Genomic DNA, 20097 nt, shown 5'->3' with positions numbered 1-20097 from the left:
CACCACCGTCATCGACTCTCTACACCGCGGTGTGCCCGCCGCACTTCGAGGAACTGGCTCAACTCGGGCACTATCGAACCCGCGACGGTTCCCGGCTGGTCTCGGTCGTGCTCAGCGTGGTGTGGTCGACCCTATCCAGGCCGTCTCGGTCTCCGCGAGGTAGCGGTCGGCGGTCCGCTGCAGGATGACGCCGTCGGCGACGAGCGCGTCGACTACGTCCTTCACCCGCGCACGGTAGTGGTCGTCGCTGGGATAGAGCGCGCGGATCTTCTCGATCGGGAACGGGGTGCTCGTCCCCGAGAGCCCCGGGAAGCCTCGCATGTCCGGTCCTTCGCCGGCGTTGACCGCCGCGGGCACCGCCACAGCGGGCAGGCGGATCCCGCCGAGGACGATCCCGTCGGCGTCGCGGGCAAGGCGTTTGCCGTCCGCGACGAACTCGAAGCGGGGCTGTGCGGACGGCGCCTGGCCGGATTCGAGCCAGCGGTGCATGGCATGCATTCCGGCCTCGACCACTCCGGAAAAGTCGATCAGGCTCGGCGTCACCTCCGACATCACCACGCCGGGAAGCCTGTCGCGCTCGGAGGCGCGACGGCTCACGTCGCCTCCGAGGGCACCCATGTGTGCGCTTCCGGAAACGAACCAGGCGCGGTGCTCATCGGTATCGGGCTGCGCCACGGTGTGCCAGGTGCGGGCCTCGGTCTCGCTGTTGACGACCAGAACTTTCACTCCCAGGTCATCGCGTTTGCGAGTCATCGGGACCCCGTTGGCCGCGAAACCCTCCGGCGTGTACTCGGTCTGCCCGGCCTTGCCGTCATCGGCATCGGCATCGTTGAAGCCTACGTATGCGCCGAAGTCGACGACTTGCAGGTAGCCGTCGAACGCTTTGTCGATCGGCTGGACCGCATTGAGTTGACTCACCAGGCGCTGCGCGGACTGGGAAGCACCCATGGCGACGCGGTGGCGCACCGCAAGACCGTGCAGCGGATCGGCACCGCGCCGCGCGCCGCCCGCACCAACGGCCAGAGCGGACTGCGAGAAGATGTCGAACGAATAAGAATCGCCCGCAATGTGCAGAGAGCCGTACCGTTCGGGATCCCAGGCCTTCAGGCCGAACGGCACATCCGGGAAGCCTTCCAGCCCGACGCGTTGCGCGCTCACAGCCAGGAACGCGAATCCGTCGGCGACAGCCTCGAAATCGTCAATATGCTCCCACCCGGCGCTGACGTTGCTCCAGTGCACGATCAGCGTGCCGTTGAACCGGGCCGGGTCGATGGGGCGGCGCACCACCAGGCGGGTGCGATACGGCGCCGACGCCGCCTCCTTCTCCGAAGCAAACCTGCCGTCGGCAGGTGTGTCGGTGACGACGATGCGATGCGCCTCACCCTCGATGAAGTACTCCTCCTCGACATATCCCAAAGACGCGAGGTCACGCACGGTTCCACCGAACACGTGACCGCGAGAGCCTCCCGAGACGGGACCAGAAATCGTGGGCACAGGCACGGAACCTCCTCGGTCGGGTACCTGGGGGGCGTCCTGTTCACAGGCGGCCAGCACTGACGACATGCCGGCGACACCAAGGCCCACAATGGCGAAGTGCCCCAGTGCCGCTCGCCTCGATAAGCGGGATCGACCCTGATCCGCTGGTGTGTCGCCGAGGCCTGTTGATATGTTTCTTCTCATAGCGTGCTAGCCTCTCGACGGCTGTACTGCGGAGTGGTGAAAAATGCTGTGGGTGAGGGCTATTCGGTCGATGTTGTAGTGAGCCGCAGGGTGCTCGACGTCGGGGTAGCCGAAGGAGATACCGAACAGCAGCTTCATGTGAGAATGCGAGCCCTACGGGAAACACAAAGCAAGGGCAACCGGACCGACGGCTGGGACCAGTTGAATTGGATCTCGGTCGATGACGTCCTGATCTATCGACGGAATACCGAATCGAACATCCGACAGAGTTTTTGCACGGGCCGTAGACATCACCGAACCGACTTGCCGAGCCGCCGCCGGGTCTACGCGAGGCCTTCGATGCCGCCTCCGCACCGAGTCGGCCGTAAACGGAGCATCAGGTGTGCGCACGGGCGGGGAGATTCACATGAATACCGCACGGTTCACGATGACGGCGTGTTCGGGGGTCGACCTCAATTCCTCGATTCGCTCGAACATGACCGCCGCCGCCAGGTCGCGGCGCTTCGGCAACCTCGCGACCTCGGCCGCCGCCAGCGCGGTCCGCATCTCGTCGCTGGTCAGGTCGGTGCAGTAGCAGGGGGCGCCGGGCTGCTGGCGCCACGATTGCGCCAGCGTTCCGGCATCGAATCCGTCGAATCCGGTGTCCTCGACCAATGCCATGCCCACCGCGCGTGCTTTTTCGTCATCGGCGGCGACCGGGATGGCGATGCGTCCATCGGTTCCCGCGGGGGTGCCCCTTTCAGCGAGTGAATAGGCTCCGATGGCGTTCCACGCCTTGACGATCGGCAGACCGAGTTGCTCTGCCACCCACAGGCTTTCGACCTGACCGGCTTCGATGGCCTCGATGACGGAATCGCGTGACGGGTAATAGTTCGAGGTGTCGATGACGACCGTCTCGGCGCGAACGGCGGCGACCAACGGCGCGATGTCCGGAATTCGGTTCAACGGGATGGACAAGATCACGACGTCCACATCCCGCACCGCGTCGGCCGCGGCAACCGCGCGCGCACCCGAGACCAGCAGGTCGGCACCGATCGTCTCCGGGCCCCGCGAGTTGGCCACCTTCACCTCGTGCCCGGCCGCACTCAACTTCACAGCCAGGGTTTTGCCGATAAAACCGGTGCCGATAACGCCTATCCTCATGCAGAAACTCCTTATGTCATTCACCATTTCATCAACGCAGGACGCTCGTTCTGCATGTCCGGTCACGCTGGACATGCACGCGCATCCCGCGCTCTGGTCGGCCTGCTTCACCCGCATGGCCTCCTGCCTGCACCACACCGGACGCAAAGCGGAGGCGCCGTCCGTATTTGAACACCATAATACGGAGGCAGCATCCGGTCAAGTCTGGTGCCGGTAGGGCCTAATCCACGAACCGCTTCCGGGACTACCAACAGAAAGAAACGTCCAGGTCGAACAGTTGCCCCGGTTGGAGCCCACTTGGAAACACGAAACATGGACAACCGGGCTGGCAGCTTGCCGGGATTCAGGACGGGCCGAGTTCAGCGTGGCCCCGCTGCCACTTCAACAGTGCGGCAAGAGCCTTCGCCTGTGCGGCACACGATACGCTTACCTTCCGCGCCGCCAACCCGACGAACCCCGCAACACACCTTCAGCCTCGTCACACACCAGATTTACACCTCGACGCTCGAACACCGCCCCCGTTTCCGAGCGTCTGGCCGCCGCCTCCCGGCCGACCGCTGTCTCGCCGAAGCCGAGACGGCCCGGATAGGGTCGACCGCGCCGCGCCGAGCCCACTTGACCGGATGCCGCCTCCGCTTTATGCTCGAACCCATACGGAGGCGGCATCCCATTTGATTCGGCCGCAGGCCGGTCGGATATCGGGAGGGTGCGTGAACGGGAGTGAACCGCGCGGCCGCAAGCCCCGCGTGGATGTCCAGCGCAACCGCGCAGCCCTGCTGGAGACCGCCCAGCGGCACTTCCGGCAGTACGGGGTCGGCACCTCGCTCGAGGCGGTGGCCAAGGAGGCGGGCGTCGGGCCCGGCACCCTGTACCGACACTTTCCCACCCGGGAGACGCTGCTGGCGGCCGTGCTGCAGACGCGCTCCGAGGAGCTGGCGGCCCGCAGGGCGGATATCGAGAAGCTGGGCGATGCCGGTGCGGCATTGGAGCAGTGGCTGCGGGCCATGGAGGAGTACTTCAGCGCCTTCAGCGGGCTGCCGGAGCCGCTCATGACCGCCGCCCGGGCGCAGGACCCGGACAACCCGCTCACGATTCCTTGCGACATCTTCATCGCCGCCACCGACAAGTACGTGGCAGCCGCACAGCGCGCGGGGTATGTACGCGCGTCGGTACGGGGGACCGACTTGTTCCTCGCGGCCTGTTCGTTTGCCTGGATCAAGGGCAACGGCGCCGATGAGGAGTCGCTCGACCGGCTTCGCACGCTCCTCGCGAGCGGCTACCGCGAACGAGTCGAGAAGGCGTAAAGCGCTGGGTGCCCGGCACTTCGGTAGTGATCCGCAGGTCCACCACCGAGTTCTTCGGCGAGGAGGGACCAGTGCCGAGGTAGCCACACCTGTGCGTCCCAGCCATCGACCAGCTCATTCAGCTCGGCATTGACGACACGGCAGCACAGACACCGGGCGGTCGCGCCGGAACCCGCCGACATCTGTTCGCTGAGCTGCATCGCAACGACGATCGGCGCATCCGGTCGATAGGCTCGGGCCAACACCCGTCCGCACGCCAGGCGAGCGAGAAACGCCATGGCCGCCCGGCCGCCATGGCCGCCGAACAGCCCGAACAATCACTGCTTTCGATTGCCACTGCGTAATCGGCAGGGTATCGCGACACTCAGACCTGGTACGTCCCTACGATGACCAGGCATTTTCCAGTTGCCCATGTTTTGTGTGCCCCGCCGAGGACTCACCGATCACGCTGAGCGGACCGACCTGTGAGGAGTGCGCGACGTGGGTACCGCCGCACAGTTCGCGGCACCATTCCCCGCCGATCTCGACCGCGCGAACGTCTTCGTCGGTCTCGCCGAAAAGGGCCAGGGCTCCGAGTTCGCGGGCCTTGGGCAGTGGCATGTATTCGACGCCGACGGGAAGGTCACGCAGTATGGCGAGGTTGGACACCTATCTCCGTCCGGGTCTCCGGTGAGAGCCCACCGATCCAGGAGAAGCCCAGGCGTAGGTATCCGGGATTGTTGTACGAGCCGCTTTGCAGGGCGGTGGGGCCGAGGACCTTTGGAAACGGCAGGACCGTTGGGCTTGGCGGTCGAGGCTGGCGAGTTATGTCCTCCGAACACAATTGCGCGCAGCACGATTCGCGCCTGCCGAGGCACTATGGAAGCAAGGTCACCAACGCGGCCGGTGCGGTGAAGGGGGGCGGGATGGATCAGGCGTGGGATATCGGTCGGCGGGTCATCGTGGACGCGATCGAACTGAGCTACCACACCGAGGCAACGAGCGGCCCCTACGAATGCGTCGGCTGCGGCTGCCCAGTCACTCCGGCGGCACTGACGTCCGAGCACGTCACACCATACTTCCGGGCAGGAAGACAGCAGCCACATCTACCTGACTGTCAGATCGCCGGGGACCCGGTTCTGGTAAGAAGTTCCGGTCCGCTCGAACCCGCGCGCACCGAACGTCTGGGCGGCGGGGTGAGCGTGCCCTACCAGCTGGTCCGCGCCGAACGCCGCGAACAAGTCGACCCTCATGCGCCGCAAGATCCCGAACGGCAATCCAGCCAAAGCAGAACAAGCTCGACCACCACCAGCGAAGGCAAACGCGGCCTACGGGAAGCCACCGCCTCCACCATTCGCCCCTTCTGCCGCACGTTCACCCGCTACCCGAACAGCCGCACCGTCCTGCGCATCAACCTCCCTGACGTGGACGCCCAGCACTACCAGTACGCATTCAAACGACTAGATCTCTACGCCATCACCGACTACCCCCACCAGCGGATCTTCTACGCCGAGGTGGCCTGGAGCAGTCCGCCTGAATTCACAACCAACACCGCAGTGATATCGCTGTACGCCGGAGACCGAGACCCGGACAACCGGGCGCGAGTAGCCCGCCCGTACCGCGTGGTCATCGACTGGTCGACATGGGGAACGAAACTACGTGCGGCGCTGCGCCGCGAGATCACCGCAGCCAGGCGCGAAGCCCGCGAGTCCACCGGGTCCGAAGCCCGCAGCTGGTTATTCTTCCTCGCACAACAGGAACCCCTCGAACCCGAACGATTCTGGGTAAACCACCACGCCGACTACGCATTCATTACCGCCCACCTCACCTACCCGAACACAAAGAAACCCATCACACGCCCCAGGATGCCGCGGCGAGCTTGAAAGACGCTGCGAGCGCAGGACATCCCACATCGCGGTTGTGGACGGAACTGGTTGGGGTGGCCGGGCGTTAGTCGGTGGCATGGACCCGGATGGCGCTGTGCTTGGTCTACGGGAGACCGGCGAGCGATGCCCCGCGCGCGGGACACCCTCGGCAGATAGGACCTCGAAGCAACGTGCAGTACGGTCCCCTCTCAACCAGGCGGCGGAGACGGCCGTCGAACCGCCGAGCGAGCAGATCCTTGTACGTCGTGAACGTGAGCTGTTGTCGATTCCGTTCGGTCTTTCTGTCGGCGGAACGTGAAAACTGGATCTGGCACGAATTTCGTGATTCGAACCGCCGGGTTTGTCAGTCGTTGAGCAGGATTCGTTTCCGGAGTAGGTCTGGGTTCGCACGTCCGAACATCTGGCGTTTGATCATCTTGGTGCGGTTGACGTGGCCTTCGACCGGGCCGCTGCTCCAGGGCAGGGTCAGGCCGGCGGTGACCGCATCGAGGTCGCGGCGCAGGCCGCGGACGAAGGAGTGCAGGGCGGGCAGGTCGTCGGTGTCGACGGCGGCCATCCATCGCTCCAGCTCCCGGCCAGGAAGATGGGTCATCATCGTCGCGAAGTCCCGCACGTGACCGACCAGGGCGGTGAGGGTGGTGCTCGTGGCGAGGATGGCGTCGAGTCGTCGTTGGTCGTCGGGATCGATGCGTGCGGGATCGCTCATGATCCAGCTCACGACGCGACGGACCGACGGCGGCTTGGGGGCCGGGCGGGGAATGCGCCCGGTGGTGCGGAACGGTTGCAGGTAGTTGAGCAGGGTCTTTGCGCTTCCGCGGTAGCCGAGTGCCTGGATTTCGGTGAACAGCCGAGTGGCGTTGGTGCAGCCCTCGTTCCATCGTTGATGCAGGTAGGGCTTGAACTCCTCGAGCATGCTGGGGCGCTGTCCGGTGCCGTTGTTGACCAGTAGTTCCTCGACGTGGGCGGCGCGGGCGAAGCGGCGAACGGTTCCTCGGGCAAGACCGAGCCGGATCCCGATGGCTCGCAGGCTCACACCGTCGCTGAGCAGTGCGTGGACCGCGGTGTGACGTTCGCGGGTCCGGACAGCCCATTTGTCCGTCCTGGCTGGTGGTGGCTCGATCACGTCGGAAGTCGCCGGTGGCTGCTGTCGGGGCATGATCGCCGGCGCGGTAGCGGAGTCGATATCGGCTGCGGCGGGCAAGCAGTCGCGGTGCCGGGCCACGACGCGTTCGACCGCGTCGCCGAGGTTGTGCCAGATGTGCCATCGGTCCGCGACCTGCAGGGCATCGGGTGCGCCCGGCCCTCACACCTTCGGCGTAGGCGCCGGCACGGTCACGGCAGACGATCTCGACTCCGGGATGAGCACGCAACCAGCCCGCGAGAGTGTCGGCGGTGCGGTCGGCGAGCACGTCGACCGGACGCCGGGTTTCGATATCGATCAGGATCGTGCCGTAGTGGTGCCCGCGACGCAGCGCGAAGTCGTCGACACCGAGGACGCGAGGTGTGCCCGGGTCCGGATCGGGAAGTGCCCGGATCAGCCGCAACAGCGTCATCCGGCTGACCGTGGCCGCCAGATGACCGGTCATCCGGGCGCCCGGGCGGCCACCCAAGGCCAGCGCGACCGCGCACAGAAGACGCTGCAGAATGTTCGTGCGCCGGGCATACCGCCCCGCCAGCCCGGACGGTTGCTCGGCGAAAGTCGTCCTGCAGCACGCGGAGTTGTCGCAGAACAACCGCCGTACTCGCAGCCGGATCACCACCTCCCGGGCGGTGATCGCGGTGTCGGACAGTCGCCGCCGGTAGCGGCTGTGGACCCGCCGCGATGACGTTCCGCAAGCCGGACAGGTGACTGCCTCGTCGATCGTGCTCACGTCGAGGTTCACCCGATGCCCGCTTGAGGTCATGGCGTCGATCTGCAGCCCATCCAGATGCGGGAACAAGACCGCGAACGGCCCAGGATCAGAACACCGGCGACATGATCGAACATCAAGCGCCCATTGGCAATTCAGGCAGGGTCAATCACGCAAACCGTGCCAGATCCTGGATTGGCGTTCCGTTGACACTTTCTGGGACTTGAGGGCCGGGCCTGTAGCCCGATCGGCTCCTGCGCCCTCGCCATACACCGGATTGCGGCCGCCCAAACATGTCTAATTTTCGTCTTGCAGGCCTGCAGTTCGAGCATTCCTTCCGTACTTGCCGATGCAAGCACAGGTGCACAAAACGCCTCGGGATGGATCGACATAGGACTCTCCCCGCGTCAAGACGAGATACTGACGTCCCAAAAGCGCTGATCAGCGACAGTTTCCGAGGTGATCTTGATTCCGCAGCACCCCATCGACACGATGTTCGAGATACTTGAATGTTATGCAATATTAGTTTGAAACGCAGGTGCGCCGATTATCTGACCACGCGCCACTAATTCACGCGAATTTCACGATAAACCAGTCGGATCACGGTTATTCTTCGATGACGATTCGGTTTACGCCACGCCTGAGGTTGGGGGTTGTCGTGGATCGCTTGCCGGTAATCGATCATCCTGCTCTGGCGGTACGTCTGTCCGTGCCACGGGAGCGCTGGGGGTGGGAATTCACAGTCCCCTCCCCGCCACAGCCGAGCCCGCTGCTGGCGCGGATGCCGCGGTGGGTTGACCCACCGCTGCCCGCGCATGTTCAGCGGGAGCAGCGTCGAGCCATCTCCGCGCCAAAGGTTTTCGGCGCGGGATGTGTCGTGTCGGTGTGGGCGGCTGGATTGGCGGCTGCGTGGGGGTTGGCATTGTGGCCAGTGGTTCTGCCAGCGGGGGTTGTGGTGTCGGCCGGGTGGTGGGCGCAGGCGGTGCTGCGGGCGGGAGCGGCGCGGCGCATCTATTTGGACTGGCGCGAGGGCGAGCTCGCGAAATATCAACGTGCCCACGCCGAGTGGTCAGCGCAGGTAAGTGAACATGAGCGGCGTGAGCAGCTGCGGGTGTCGGCGTCTGCGTTGTGGCACCCGGTGGGCTTGAGCAGGCGAGTGCGGCGCGTCGATGTGTTTGGAGGCACTGCCGACGGCTGGGCGAGCCTGTTGGGCACCTTGGGCATGTCCTTGCTGGCTAAGGATGCCCGGTTACTGGTGCTGGACTTCACCGAGCAGCAGGTAGCTGCGGATCTTGCCGCTTTGGCGCGTGTCAGCGACCACGCCGTATCGGTCGTTGATTTCCCGGACGCCGGTGGCGGCCTACTCGAAGGTCTGTCGCCGCAGCATGTCGGCGAGGTGATAGCCGAAGCGTTGACGGAGCTGCGGGTTGGTGAGGGAAGGGCTGCGCAGGTGGTGGCCTTGGACGCCGAACTGGTCACACTGGTGGCGGGGGTGCTGACGGCGCCGGTGACATTCGGTCGGCTCGCCGCAGGGCTGCGAGTACTGCGCAGCATCTATGACGCCGAGCACGAAACGTGGTTGTCCGCCACCGAAATCCTCCGGCTCAACCGGCTGCTGGATGTTGTCGGGTCCTCGGAATCGGTGCGTGAGGAGCTCCGGTTCTTGGCTGGCGTCCTGGGGCTGCTGTCCGATCGCGACGCGGAGTTGGGTGGTAACCCGCTGGTGTGGCCACGCTCTGGACTATCGGTGATTGCGACCTCGGGCGCGAGTGCGCGTAGCAAAGATCTGCTGGATCGGGTCGTGTTTCACCGAGTGCTGCATGCTGTCCGGGCCGGCGACAACGCCGCTTCCCGCACCGTGCTGGCAGTCGCTGGTGTCGATCATCTGGGACTGACCGCCGTAGAGCTCCTCGCCCGACATGCCAGCCGAGCCGGCGTGCGGCTAATCCTGATGCTTGAGCACCTACGCGGCGAGTTCACTCAGCTGCTCGGTGGCGGTGACAGTGCGGCAATCGTGATGCGCCTGGGGAATGCCGCTGAGGCAAGCGCGGCGGCAGATTTCGTCGGCCGGGGGCATCGTTTCGTGCTATCGCAGTTGACTGAGCAGATCGGCCGGAGTTTCACCGACGGCAGCTCTGACACCGTCGGCGATTCAGTGACCTCCACGACGTCCGATAGCTTCTCGGGCGGATCGGGTAGCGTGTCGGATTCACTGTCGCGGGCGAGTACCTGGTCGCGTACCACGAATTGGTCGGAGTCGGACTCTGTCTCCCACAGCCGTACCTACGCCCGAGCCTACGAATACGCGGTGGAACCGACCACCTTCCAGGCTCTACCGACGACTGCCTTCGTGCTCGTCGAAACGGGTGAGCAGGGCAGACGAGTGGTCGCTGGCGACTGCAACCCCGGCATCGCCTTGCTCGACCGCGTCGCCACGAAGCCTCGGCAGCCGCACCGGAGCCGAGCATGAACGAGTTGCGGGGCTTTCGTTTTCATCAACTCGTGTCTGTCCCTTCTGCGGTTGCGAGCGAACATGAGAGCGCCCGCGAAGGGCAGGCAGCGCTATTCGCGGCTCTGACGGCGGCGCATCCCGAGTTGCTTCGCGAAGGTCCGGCGGCGGGGCTAGCAGTCGCGTGGGACCGTAGGCCGGCGGAGCGGGCCATTCGTGTCTTGGTGGGAGGCAATCCTCGGTTTCCGCCGGTAGCGTCCGAAGCTGGAGAGTTGCGGGTGCTGTATCCGCCGGGTACTACCGCCCACTGTGTCGACGATGTCGTTGATCAGTGGGCGCAGCTGCCACGCTGGGTGCGCTGCGGTGGACGCGCTGATTCTCTGTGGTCGGCGGATGGTCCAGCTGGGAAGACACCGCTCCGCGGATGTTTTGAGGACTATGTGGCCCATCTTCCGGGCGCATTTGTATGGCTGGTCGTCGCGCGACCGCTACCAGACACCGATGTCGAGGCCGAGCTGGCCGACCTGGAAGTGCGGCTTCCGCGTTTGCGGGCACGCGAAAACTCCGAACCGGACCGCATCGCACTGCAGCGCGGTGAAGCGCGGTACCGGGAACTGTCCCGCGCGCGGTCAGCGGGCATGTGGGCGGTACATGTGCTCGTCGGCGGCCCGGATGAAACCAGCACCGCTCGCGCAGCTGGGTTGCTCTGCAGTGCTTCGGATTTGGATGCCCTGCCCTATGTACTCAGCCCGCAATCGGACGCGGCGCCTCTGAGGCATACGTGGGAATCGACCACGACCAACGGTACAGGATTTGCTTCCCCGTTCAACGCCAGTGGTGAGCTGCTCGCCGCGCTTGCGCGGCCTCCGCGGCGTGAACTGCCCGGCATCCGCGTGTGCGAGCCGGTCGCCTTCGACCTGACCCCTGAACGCGACGGGCAGATAGATCTCGGGGCGATCCTCGATGACGCCGATACCGAAGTCGGGCGGTTCGGAGTCGGCCTGGACACCCTCAACCGGCACGGCTTCGTCGCCGGAGCGACCGGCTCCGGCAAGTCACAAACCGTCCGACACTTACTCGAAGGATTACATTCCGCCGGAGTGCCGTGGCTGGTGATCGAACCCGCCAAAGCCGAATACGCGGGAATGGCCGGGCGCATCGGCTCCCCGGTGATCCGGATTCGGCCTGGCGATCCGGATGCGGTGCCGGTGGGGCTCAATCCGTTGGAACCCGAGCCGGGCTTCGCGCTGCAAACCCATATCGACCTCGTACGTGCACTGTTTCTGGCGGCATTCGATGCAGTCGAACCCTTCCCCCAGGTGCTCGCGCACGCCCTGAGCACCTGCTACACCAAGCTCGGCTGGGACACAATCATCGGCGCACCGCGCCACGAGACGATCACCCCAAAATACCCCACGCTTTCTGACCTACAGACCACCGCTCTGGCCGTCGTCGACGGCATTGGTTACGGCCGCGAAATCACCGACAACGTCCGCGGATTCATCGACGTCCGGCTCAGTGCCTTGCGCCTGGGTACCCCTGGTCAATTCTTCGAAGGCGGCTACCACCTCGATGTCGCGGATCTATTGTCGCGCAACGCGGTGCTGGAGATCGAGGACATCGGCAGCGACACTGACAAGGCCTTCTTCATCGGTGCAGTCCTCATCCGTGTCTTCGAGCACCTGCGCGCGCACCGCACCAACACCCCACCCACGTTGCGTCACGTGATGGTAGTAGAGGAAGCCCATCGCCTCCTGCGGCGCGCCGAACCAGGCACGCCCGCAGCGCATGCTGTGGAGTTGTTCACCGCGCTGCTGGCTGAGATCCGAGCTTACGGCGAAGGAATTCTCGTCGCCGAACAGATCCCCACCAAGATCTCGACCGATGTCGTCAAGAACACCGCGCTGAAGATCGTGCATCGCCTACCCGCTGCCGAGGACCGTGACCTCGTCGGCGCGACCATGAACATCGACCCGTCACAATCCCGTCACCTTGTCTCGTTACCAGCCGGACGCGCAGTCGTGTTCAGCGACGGCATGGACCGCCCCATCCGTATTGACGTTCCCCTCGGTGAGTCCCGCGAAGCAGACCGACCAGCCCCAACACCAGCGCTTTTCCCCATCCCAACCGAGACACCACTGACCCTGCGAGAGCTGCATCAAGCCCACGCGCTCGCCGATGACCCGAAGTTGACGGTATGGATCGAGCTGATGGTGATCGCGCACCTCGTCGGCCGTCCTAGCCCACGCCCCCGCCTCGACTGGCTCTCGGCATGGGCCGTCGGAACCAAGCCAGCGATCCTGGCCGAAGCCGTCAACCGCCGCATCCGTCTCGCAATCGACCAGCGATACACCGGACTGGCGCTCTACTTTCCACCAGAGCCGCTCGCCGACCATCTTTCTGCACTCGCCACAGCAGCGCTTCACCACACAGCCACCGCGTGCTCGGAAGACGAAACATGCTGGCAGGCAGGCAGATACCGCTGGGCGGATGTCGAATACGCGCTACACGATCCCGCCGTGCCGTTGGACCGACCACACCCCGCCACGAGCATGTGGGCACAGCGTGGACTCCACCTCCATGGCGCGACAGTCGCCGAGCAACGCGACCTTCTTCACGATCACCCGGATAACTGGGCCGACCCCTCTATCGTGACCGGTCCCGATCCTATGGTGCTGACTTCCAGCATTGAACGGCTCAGCCATGCCCGCTCAATCGAGCAACGACTGCGCCACGCTACAACGCACCTCGATGGGCTGACGAGATGGCCGCTGTCCCTGCTTGAAGCGCCCGACGATGCACCGACACCGCTGCGAGGTGAGCCGCGATGATCGCTAGTCTTTCGCGGACACGCAGCGCAATCCGGCCGATGATGTCTGCAGGCGTGCACGCAAAGAGGCATCCGCCCTCCTACCAAGCGGCGCGGCGATCGACGGATGGTCCCCGTCGCTGCGCATTCATCCCCGCACATCGGCCGATACCAACGGCTTCGCGATGTAACCGAGCAGCTTCTCTCGGCACTTCGGTGACCGCTGTTCCTTCTCACCGATCCCACCGCGCAGGACTCGCCATGAACGTCGATGCACGCCGCCACCCGGATGACGATCAAAGCAACCTTGCCCCCGCCGGGGACGAGGCGTCCACGCCGGGTCGCATGCTCGACAACGGCCGCGGCACCACCGATGCCCAACAGATGCGGCACGTCGACACCGGTGACCAGTCCAATGACCGTTCGTTGCAACCTATGACCGGTGCAGACCCACCCCGCACCACTGCCGTCGAATGGCTGCGGCAAAACGACTACCTGGATCCCGTTGCCATCAGTTCGGAACCCGACACCGACTCCAGTGACGGAGTGCTCGGCCAAGCTGCAGAACAGACAGCGACTCACCCGACGTTCGATAAGGCCGCCGCGAGAGACAACGACCTGCCATCAGTTGTCGAGAACCCGCCCGACGCCCGGCTCGAATCCGTGCGGGAGCGGATTTTGGCCGACGCGGCTGCACGCGCTGATCAGCAACTTGATGAAGTGTGCGCCGTTTTCGGCGTTGATACGCCAGACCGGATCAGCGCGGTCGCGAAGGCTCGGGATGTCATCGCAGAGACTTTGGCCCCATTCACCGTAGATGCCACGATCCGGTTGCTTCGCGCCGTACGCAGCGAGATCGCAGAACGACCCGACGCAACTGTTGGCATCGTCTACCGCGACGGTGCCAGCATCGGCTTGGCAATCAAGGAACTCGACCCCGACCTGTTCGAATCACATTGCCGACCGGTGTACCTGTCGCGAAAGACCACGGAGGCCGTCCTGCAGGACCAGGAGAACACCGCAGAACGCGAATTCACCCTCCCCGAGCAGTTTCGCGTGCGGGACAAGGCGGACCCCGAAGAGATTCCCGGCGCTTCCATCCGAGTCGGCAGGCATCTGGTGCTCAGCGGACTACCGGTCACCACCCCCGGTGCCCACATCATCCTGATCGACTCCGGACACAAAGGCACCATCCAGGAGCAACTGAACGCGGCGTTCCCGAAACCGACTTACAGCGGTCACTACCTGTTCTACGTCCAATCCGAACACGATCCACACCCGAACGCCAAGACCGGGCACGTCCTGCACCAATCGCCCGAACGAACCTTTCCGGCCGAAGCCGACGACCCGGCCAGAATCTACGCTGAGAAAGACCCGGCCGTGGTGTTCGAGCACCTTCTGCGCGGAACCATGTCGACCACCCACGGCCACGACAACCGCGGCAGCCCGATCCACGACCGTGAGAGCCCGTCGCTCGACGAGATCAATCCGTTGGTCGTTGCCCCCGAATACGACGATCCAGGCGTGCGGATCGCGATTATGGATATCGCCCAGCGCACCGTCACCAACTACGCCCGAACTATCGCCGAACTCGACAAAGCCGGTATCGACTACCAGCCAAACCTATCCGAACAGGCCCGTGCCTGCACCCAACGAGTGCGATCATGGGCCCACGGCCACGACACCGGTGACCCTGCGTTCAACGCGCTGGCGGACTCGTTCGTCCGCCGCGCCGATAAGGATCTGATCCCCCGATTACGCAACGTCATTACCGACCTCGAACTCGGTGAGGCCGCTACCACTGCGGCATGGCGGGGCTACCAGCAGCTCTCACTCGCCGATAAGGAGCGCTACGTAGAGCAACTCGAACTCACCACTCGATCGCCGGGCTCGGCTCCACCGGAAGGAACACCCCATGGGTGACTACGACGACACCGACGAAACCATCGAATCCGCGCACGCAGCAATGCTGGGGTTCGCCACCCGTTACCCCGAGTACTCCTCCCTTGCCGCCAAACTCCGTGCCGCCGGACCACCATCACCACGAGTCCTCGGCACGCCGATCATTCTGGACACCGACATCGGCGGCGACCCCGATGACGCCGTCGCCCTCACCTGCGCCGCCCGACAACCCGAGCTTGCACTGGTGATCACCGCCGACGAACACAACGGTCAGCGAGCACGGCTCGCCCGCTACCTGCTCGATCTGGTGGGGCGACCTGATGTTCCCGTCGTGGCTGGCGCCGACCTCGGTAACACCCGCGACTGGGTTGCCGAGGGACTGACGCCCACCACCATCGCCCCACAGCCAGATAACGTCATTGCCGCTGTCCGCGCTATCTGCACGGACACCGACGGACCGGTGCGCTGGGTCGGGTGTGCGCCGCTCACCAACCTCGCCGCAGTCCTGCGCGCCGAGCCCGACCTCGCCCGACAACTGGTTATCACCCAGATGGGCGGTGCGATCAACTACCGAGACCCCGCCCGTGCCGAACACAACTTCCGGCTCGACCCCGCCGCCGCCCGCTTCGTCGTCGCCACAGCCCCAGAACTCACACTTGTGCTGTCTGATGTCACATTTACCGACGAGATCGCGATCAGTGCCAGCACCGACGTCTTCACGACCCTCTCGGCACCCGAGGGACCGGAATGGGCCGCGCTGTTGACTGCTCACCTCGAGCGCTGGTTCAGCTTGCGCTACCCCGCCAGCAAGCAGCACGACCCGCTCACCCTCACCGTCGCCCTCGAACTGCCCTTCGTCGAACTCTCTCGTCCCAGCATCCGGGTCGATGCCGACGCCCGAATGAGCGTCGATCCCGCCGGCCGCCCCACCTGGGTGACCTCTGACGCCGACTACCCCGCATTCCGCCGCTGGCTTGCCACCCAACTCGCCACCTAACCCGTGTCGTTCCAGTGCCTCTCCGACAGTGCGAGCGCACATCGGACGCTCACCTGCGGCCACGGACCACCCGCAGGACGACCCCCACAACAGCCGCAATCGCCATGAGCCCCGCTAGCACCACACCAGCGTCGACCGATTCTCGATACCGACTGTGCCTGCCCATCTCGTGATCACTTCCTCTCTCGCGCTTGAAGATCCGGTTGTGACACGTCCGTCGGCAGCGGCCGCGGGCGTCAGGACAGAGCCTACGTCCAACCCGAACCTCCAGTGGGAAGCAATCTTTCGGCGATCTTTGGTGCGGAGCGCCACACCGTCCGCACACAGGGCATCATGTGCCTGTGAGATCATCACGGACCAACACGCCACTTGCTGATGCGCTGTTCAACTTCTTCCGCAAGGGGGCCCGGAAGCTGACGACCGAGGCGCTTGCGGCCACCGGAGATGACGTCATGCGCGCCCTAACCGGCGCTCCCGCCCCTGAAGACCTACCCACCCGCACCGCGCTAGCCAGCTGGATAGTCCACGCTATCGAAGAGCAGATTGCAGCGCTCAATGACCCTATGGAAAAGGGAATCGCACAGATCGCACTTGCTGCACACTCCGATCTGCACGGAAAGTACGTCGAGGAACGTCTCAAACTTATCGGCACCGAGTGCGCACTAACATGGAACCAGTACTGGCGCCATCGCAATCGAGTCGTCGACGAGATCGTGGTTGGCCTCCTCGGCGCTTACAGGGCGCGTCCGCGGAACGAGCCATGTTCCCCGGTACAAGCTCACCACATCACAACACCCGACATCCCCCGCAGCGCAGCCACCCCCAACGTGTTCCTCGCTGGCTACTACACCGGCTCTTCCCTGGATCCCTATGCAACCAGGTTAGGTACTGCTCTGGCACACCAGCCCGTACCCGTCAACCTTTTGTCGATGGCATCCAAGGCTGGACTCCTGACCGGTTACGCCATGGCGGCCGAGTCCAGGAACATGAACACCTACACGCCCGAGCGCTACACCCTCGTCCGCCGCACCGGCTCTCGCAGGCGGCAGCCCATTCACCGCTACCTCGGACGGACCGAGTGCCTTCCTGGGAGTCTCGACGAAGCGCGTCTGAGCATCCTCGGTTCCTCCGATATCGCCATCGTTTTTGCCGGTGACGCTGGAACGGCCTATGAAATCGAGTTGGCCGACCAGCTCGGCATTCCCGTCGTGCCGTTTGCAGCTACCGGAGGAGCTGCCAGGGATCGCTGGCACACGGGCAGCGCCGCCATAGCGCAGCACGACCCGACCATCGCAGCTACGTATCACGATCTTGCCAACCCCGACAAGACCACTTCTTTGCACGCAACGGTTCGTATGGTCACTCACCTGCTCCTAGAACCTGCCTCCTAAGCCAAGTGGCGGGGCCTCAGCCGACGATCAAACGACGGCAGGCCGCGCCATCACGGACGCACACGTCTAGAGCTTCGTCATGACCGCCACCGGGCCAAGCCGTCGCATGTGCTGGCCCCGGCGGCGGTCATCGAACACTCGCGACGCCGAACACAGCCACGCGCACATCACATCAACGGCTTTGTGCCCTGCCCTATTGGCGCCCTTGACCTAACCGAGGAAGTACAGCCCAATGCCCCTTCCGTCCCCAGCCGACTCCCATTGCTCTGCTTCCGAGACTGCTCCGCAAAAACGCAAAACGATACGAGCACCAGGTTTGCGTCTGATCCTCATTCGGCACGGCGAAAGCTTGAGCAATGTCGACGGCGTGGTCGCCGGTCCCCGAACTTGCCTCGGGCTGACCGACCGCGGCCACAGCCAAGCCGTGGCCGTCGCTGACGACCTTGCAGCTGAATGCCATCGATTCGGCACCATTGTGGTGTACTCAACCGCAGTGCGACGAGCTGTACAAACCGCCGAGCCGATCGCAGAGAAACTCGGAGTGCCTCTTCGGCCGGAGTTCCCCTACCACGAACACGGGGACGCCGAAGGTCAACCACGGGTCGAAATCACTGCGGATCCAACACACCCACTGGCTCTGTCCCCCGACTACCCACTTGCAGCAGGAGCCGACTCATGGCCGGTGGCAGCCCAACGAGTCGGCCGCAAACTCGACATGCTGGCGACACAACACCCAGGTGCAACCGTCATACTCGCCTGCCACCGAGAGACAATCCTCGCTGCAGCCCAACACTTCCAACGGATTCCACCAACTCTCGCCTACGCGAGCGCCGAAGTCGATTACACCGCAATCACCGAATGGGAGCGCCGCCCACGGACGAGAAACCCTCAGCAGTGGCGATGGGTACTGATCAGGCATAACGACACCCGACATCTCAGGGGTTCCGGGACACCGGGGGTCTATCTCGCTAACGGTGTTTGCGGCGATCTCCATTAGTAGGTTTGGGCGTCGGGCCAGCGGTCGGCGAAGGTGATCGCGAACGCGTTGACCGCAGGCTTCCAGCGCATCGTCCATCGTGCCCGACCGGCCCCGGTCGGGTCGAGTGATCGGGTGACCAGATACAGGCACTTCAGGGCGGGGTGGATTCAACTGGCCAACGCAACACCGGGTGGATTGCTGTCTGGTTCTGAGAGTAGCTGCTCAAGTGTTTCGGCAGGGCTGCGCCAGCCGAGACGTTTGCGGGGCCGGTTGTTGAGTTCGGCGGCGACGAACTCGAGGTAGTCCGGGTGGTAGCCGGACAGGTCGGTGAACTTCGGAAAATACTGCCGGAGCAGACCGTTCGTGTTCTCGTTCAAGCCGCGCTGCCACGGTGAGTGCGGGTCGCAGAAGTAGATGTCGAGACCCGTCGCGGCGGCGATCTGGATATGGTTGGCCATCTCTTGGCCTTGGTCCCAGGTCAACGTCCGACGCAAAGTCCGCGGCAGCGTCGACATCGTCGTCGTTATCGCTTCCTGGACGTCGAGGGCCTTGTGGGTGTGCGGTAAATGCAGCAACATGACGAATCCGGTCGCGCGCTCGACGAGCGTGCCGATGGCGGAGCCGTTCCCGGCCCCGGTAATGAGATCGCCCTCCCAGTGTCCCGGCACTGTCCGGTCCTCGACTTCGGCGGGCCGTTGACTGATCGAGACCGCACCTGCATGCCGACTTCGGCGCTCGTCGGGCTTCCGGTGCGGCCTGCGCAGCGCACGTCCGGTTCGCAAGCACTGTGCCAGTTCACGTTGGAGCGCCTCACGTCTCCGAACGTAGAGCGACTGATAGATCGTCTCGTGGGACACCCGCATACGTGGATCGTCGGGGAAATCGATCAGCAGTCGACGGCTGATCTGCTCGGGGCTGTGCTTCAACAGCAACTGCCGCTCGACATAGGCACCCAGCAGAGAATCGCGGCGAAGCAACGCGATCTTGGGACGGCGGGCGCGCTTGTGGGCGAGTGCCTGAGCAACAGTCGCCCGGTATCCGGTCTTCGGTCGTCGAGTGCCACGGGCGAGCTCGCGGCTGACGGTCGAGGCAGACCTTTCGATGGACCTGGCGATCGCTCGCATGCTCTCGCCGGCCGCTCGGCGACAAGCGATCTCTTCCCGCTCGGCGAACGACAGTCGGGCCGGGCGAGTCGATTGCTCACACCATTGTGGCGGCATCACTCCGCCAGCCTCGCGGAACCACCGCCAGCCGACCGTCTTCGACACACCAACCGCCGCGGCCGCGGTGTCGATGATCTCGCCCGTACGGATGCACGACCAGAACGAACGCTGAACCTCAACCGATATCGCAGGACGCCCCAACACGAACCCCCACGTCATGCAGGGTGTTGCGTTGACCTCTTGAACCTAGGCGGCTTGCTCGGTCGGGAAGTGGCCTCGGGCCTTGATCGCGCGCCGGTATCGGGCGTTCAAGGATTCGATGGCGTTCGTGCTGCAGATGACACGCCGGATCTCGATGTCGTAGTCGAGGAACGGAATGAACTCCTCCCACGAGTTCTCCCAAAGACGCACGATCGCACCGTATTTCTCGCCCCATCGCTCGGTGAGCTCATCCAGCGCTGCTCGGGCCGCGGCGGCGTTGACGGCGGTGTAGATCGGTTTCACATCCCGCCGCAGCGCGTCCCAGTGCTGGCGGCCGGCAAGCCGGAAGGTGTTGCGGATCAGA

At 64.5% G+C, this 20097-nt stretch carries 13 protein-coding genes and 3 pseudogenes; 8 read left to right on the top strand and 8 right to left on the bottom strand.

Annotated elements, in window-relative coordinates; all coding sequences use genetic code 11:
- Positions 1 to 111 precede the first annotated feature (111 nt).
- Positions 112 to 1563: an alpha/beta hydrolase domain-containing protein gene (locus tag ON19_RS36885; protein ID WP_227954891.1), complete on the bottom strand. Its 1452-nt coding sequence runs from the start codon at positions 1561 to 1563 to the stop codon at positions 112 to 114.
- A 519-nt stretch (positions 1564 to 2082) separates the two neighbouring features.
- Positions 2083 to 2934 (bottom strand): NADPH-dependent F420 reductase, encoded by an 852-nt coding sequence (locus tag ON19_RS36880; RefSeq protein WP_227954892.1) that lies wholly within the window; start codon positions 2932 to 2934, stop codon positions 2083 to 2085.
- A 599-nt stretch (positions 2935 to 3533) separates the two neighbouring features.
- Here ON19_RS36880 and ON19_RS36875 point away from each other — a divergent pair.
- Positions 3534 to 4127: a TetR/AcrR family transcriptional regulator gene (locus ON19_RS36875; RefSeq protein ID WP_043703962.1), complete on the top strand. Its 594-nt coding sequence runs from the start codon at positions 3534 to 3536 to the stop codon at positions 4125 to 4127.
- Positions 4128 to 4508: 381 nt separating this feature from the next.
- On the opposite strand, the gene ON19_RS43505 is transcribed toward ON19_RS36875, so the two are convergent.
- A complete protein-coding gene (locus ON19_RS43505; RefSeq protein WP_043703959.1) occupies positions 4509 to 4775 on the bottom strand; it encodes a hypothetical protein in 267 nt (88 codons plus the stop codon).
- A gap of 293 nt (positions 4776 to 5068) precedes the next feature.
- Here ON19_RS43505 and ON19_RS36865 point away from each other — a divergent pair, with 293 nt between their 5' ends.
- Positions 5069 to 5989, top strand: a complete 921-nt coding sequence (locus tag ON19_RS36865; protein ID WP_157230060.1) for a hypothetical protein — start codon at positions 5069 to 5071, stop codon at positions 5987 to 5989.
- 346 nt (positions 5990 to 6335) lie between these two features.
- Here ON19_RS36865 and ON19_RS45155 read toward each other — a convergent pair whose 3' ends face one another.
- Both ON19_RS45155 and ON19_RS44345 read right to left on the bottom strand, forming a co-directional pair.
- Positions 6336 to 6698: a transposase gene (locus ON19_RS45155; protein WP_438803657.1), complete on the bottom strand. Its 363-nt coding sequence runs from the start codon at positions 6696 to 6698 to the stop codon at positions 6336 to 6338.
- 649 nt (positions 6699 to 7347) lie between these two features.
- A pseudogene (locus tag ON19_RS44345) lies at positions 7348 to 7896 on the bottom strand (transposase family protein); the annotation flags it as partial.
- A gap of 928 nt (positions 7897 to 8824) precedes the next feature.
- Between ON19_RS44345 and ON19_RS36855 the strand changes: the two are divergent.
- The 6 genes from ON19_RS36855 (at position 8825) to ON19_RS44930 (ending at position 18387) form a co-directional block, all read left to right on the top strand.
- On the top strand, positions 8825 to 10312 hold the full coding sequence (locus ON19_RS36855; RefSeq protein ID WP_157230059.1) for a hypothetical protein: 1488 nt from the start codon (positions 8825 to 8827) through the stop codon (positions 10310 to 10312).
- A 419-nt stretch (positions 10313 to 10731) separates the two neighbouring features.
- A complete protein-coding gene (locus ON19_RS36850) occupies positions 10732 to 13122 on the top strand; it encodes an ATP-binding protein (RefSeq protein ID WP_227954894.1) in 2391 nt (796 codons plus the stop codon).
- Positions 13123 to 13361: 239 nt separating this feature from the next.
- A complete protein-coding gene (locus ON19_RS36845) occupies positions 13362 to 15023 on the top strand; it encodes a hypothetical protein (protein WP_043703949.1) in 1662 nt (553 codons plus the stop codon).
- A complete protein-coding gene (locus tag ON19_RS36840) occupies positions 15016 to 15999 on the top strand; it encodes a nucleoside hydrolase (protein ID WP_043703947.1) in 984 nt (327 codons plus the stop codon). The genes ON19_RS36845 and ON19_RS36840 overlap by 8 nt, the downstream gene beginning before the upstream one ends.
- Before the next feature lie 341 nt (positions 16000 to 16340).
- Positions 16341 to 17390 (top strand): hypothetical protein, encoded by a 1050-nt coding sequence (locus ON19_RS36835; RefSeq protein ID WP_157230058.1) that lies wholly within the window; start codon positions 16341 to 16343, stop codon positions 17388 to 17390.
- Between the two features lie 232 nt (positions 17391 to 17622).
- Positions 17623 to 18387 (top strand): histidine phosphatase family protein, encoded by a 765-nt coding sequence (locus tag ON19_RS44930; protein WP_083899943.1) that lies wholly within the window; start codon positions 17623 to 17625, stop codon positions 18385 to 18387.
- Here ON19_RS44930 and ON19_RS42670 read toward each other — a convergent pair.
- The 3 genes and pseudogenes from ON19_RS42670 to ON19_RS36825 all read right to left on the bottom strand — a co-directional run.
- Positions 18384 to 18527 (bottom strand): annotated as a pseudogene (locus ON19_RS42670) (IS256 family transposase); the annotation flags it as partial. The gene ON19_RS44930 and the pseudogene ON19_RS42670 overlap by 4 nt on opposite strands.
- 9 nt (positions 18528 to 18536) lie before the next feature.
- Positions 18537 to 19751 (bottom strand): IS30 family transposase, encoded by a 1215-nt coding sequence (locus ON19_RS36830; protein ID WP_083899942.1) that lies wholly within the window; start codon positions 19749 to 19751, stop codon positions 18537 to 18539.
- Positions 19752 to 19781: 30 nt separating this feature from the next.
- A pseudogene (locus ON19_RS36825) lies at positions 19782 to 20097 on the bottom strand (IS256 family transposase); the annotation flags it as partial.

Source organism: Nocardia abscessus NBRC 100374 (assembly GCF_000308455.1).
In the GTDB taxonomy this organism is placed as follows: Bacteria; Actinomycetota; Actinomycetes; order Mycobacteriales; family Mycobacteriaceae; genus Nocardia; species Nocardia abscessus.
The sequence above is the reverse complement of the archived record's forward strand: the minus strand, read 5'-3'. Positions and strand labels throughout refer to the sequence as shown.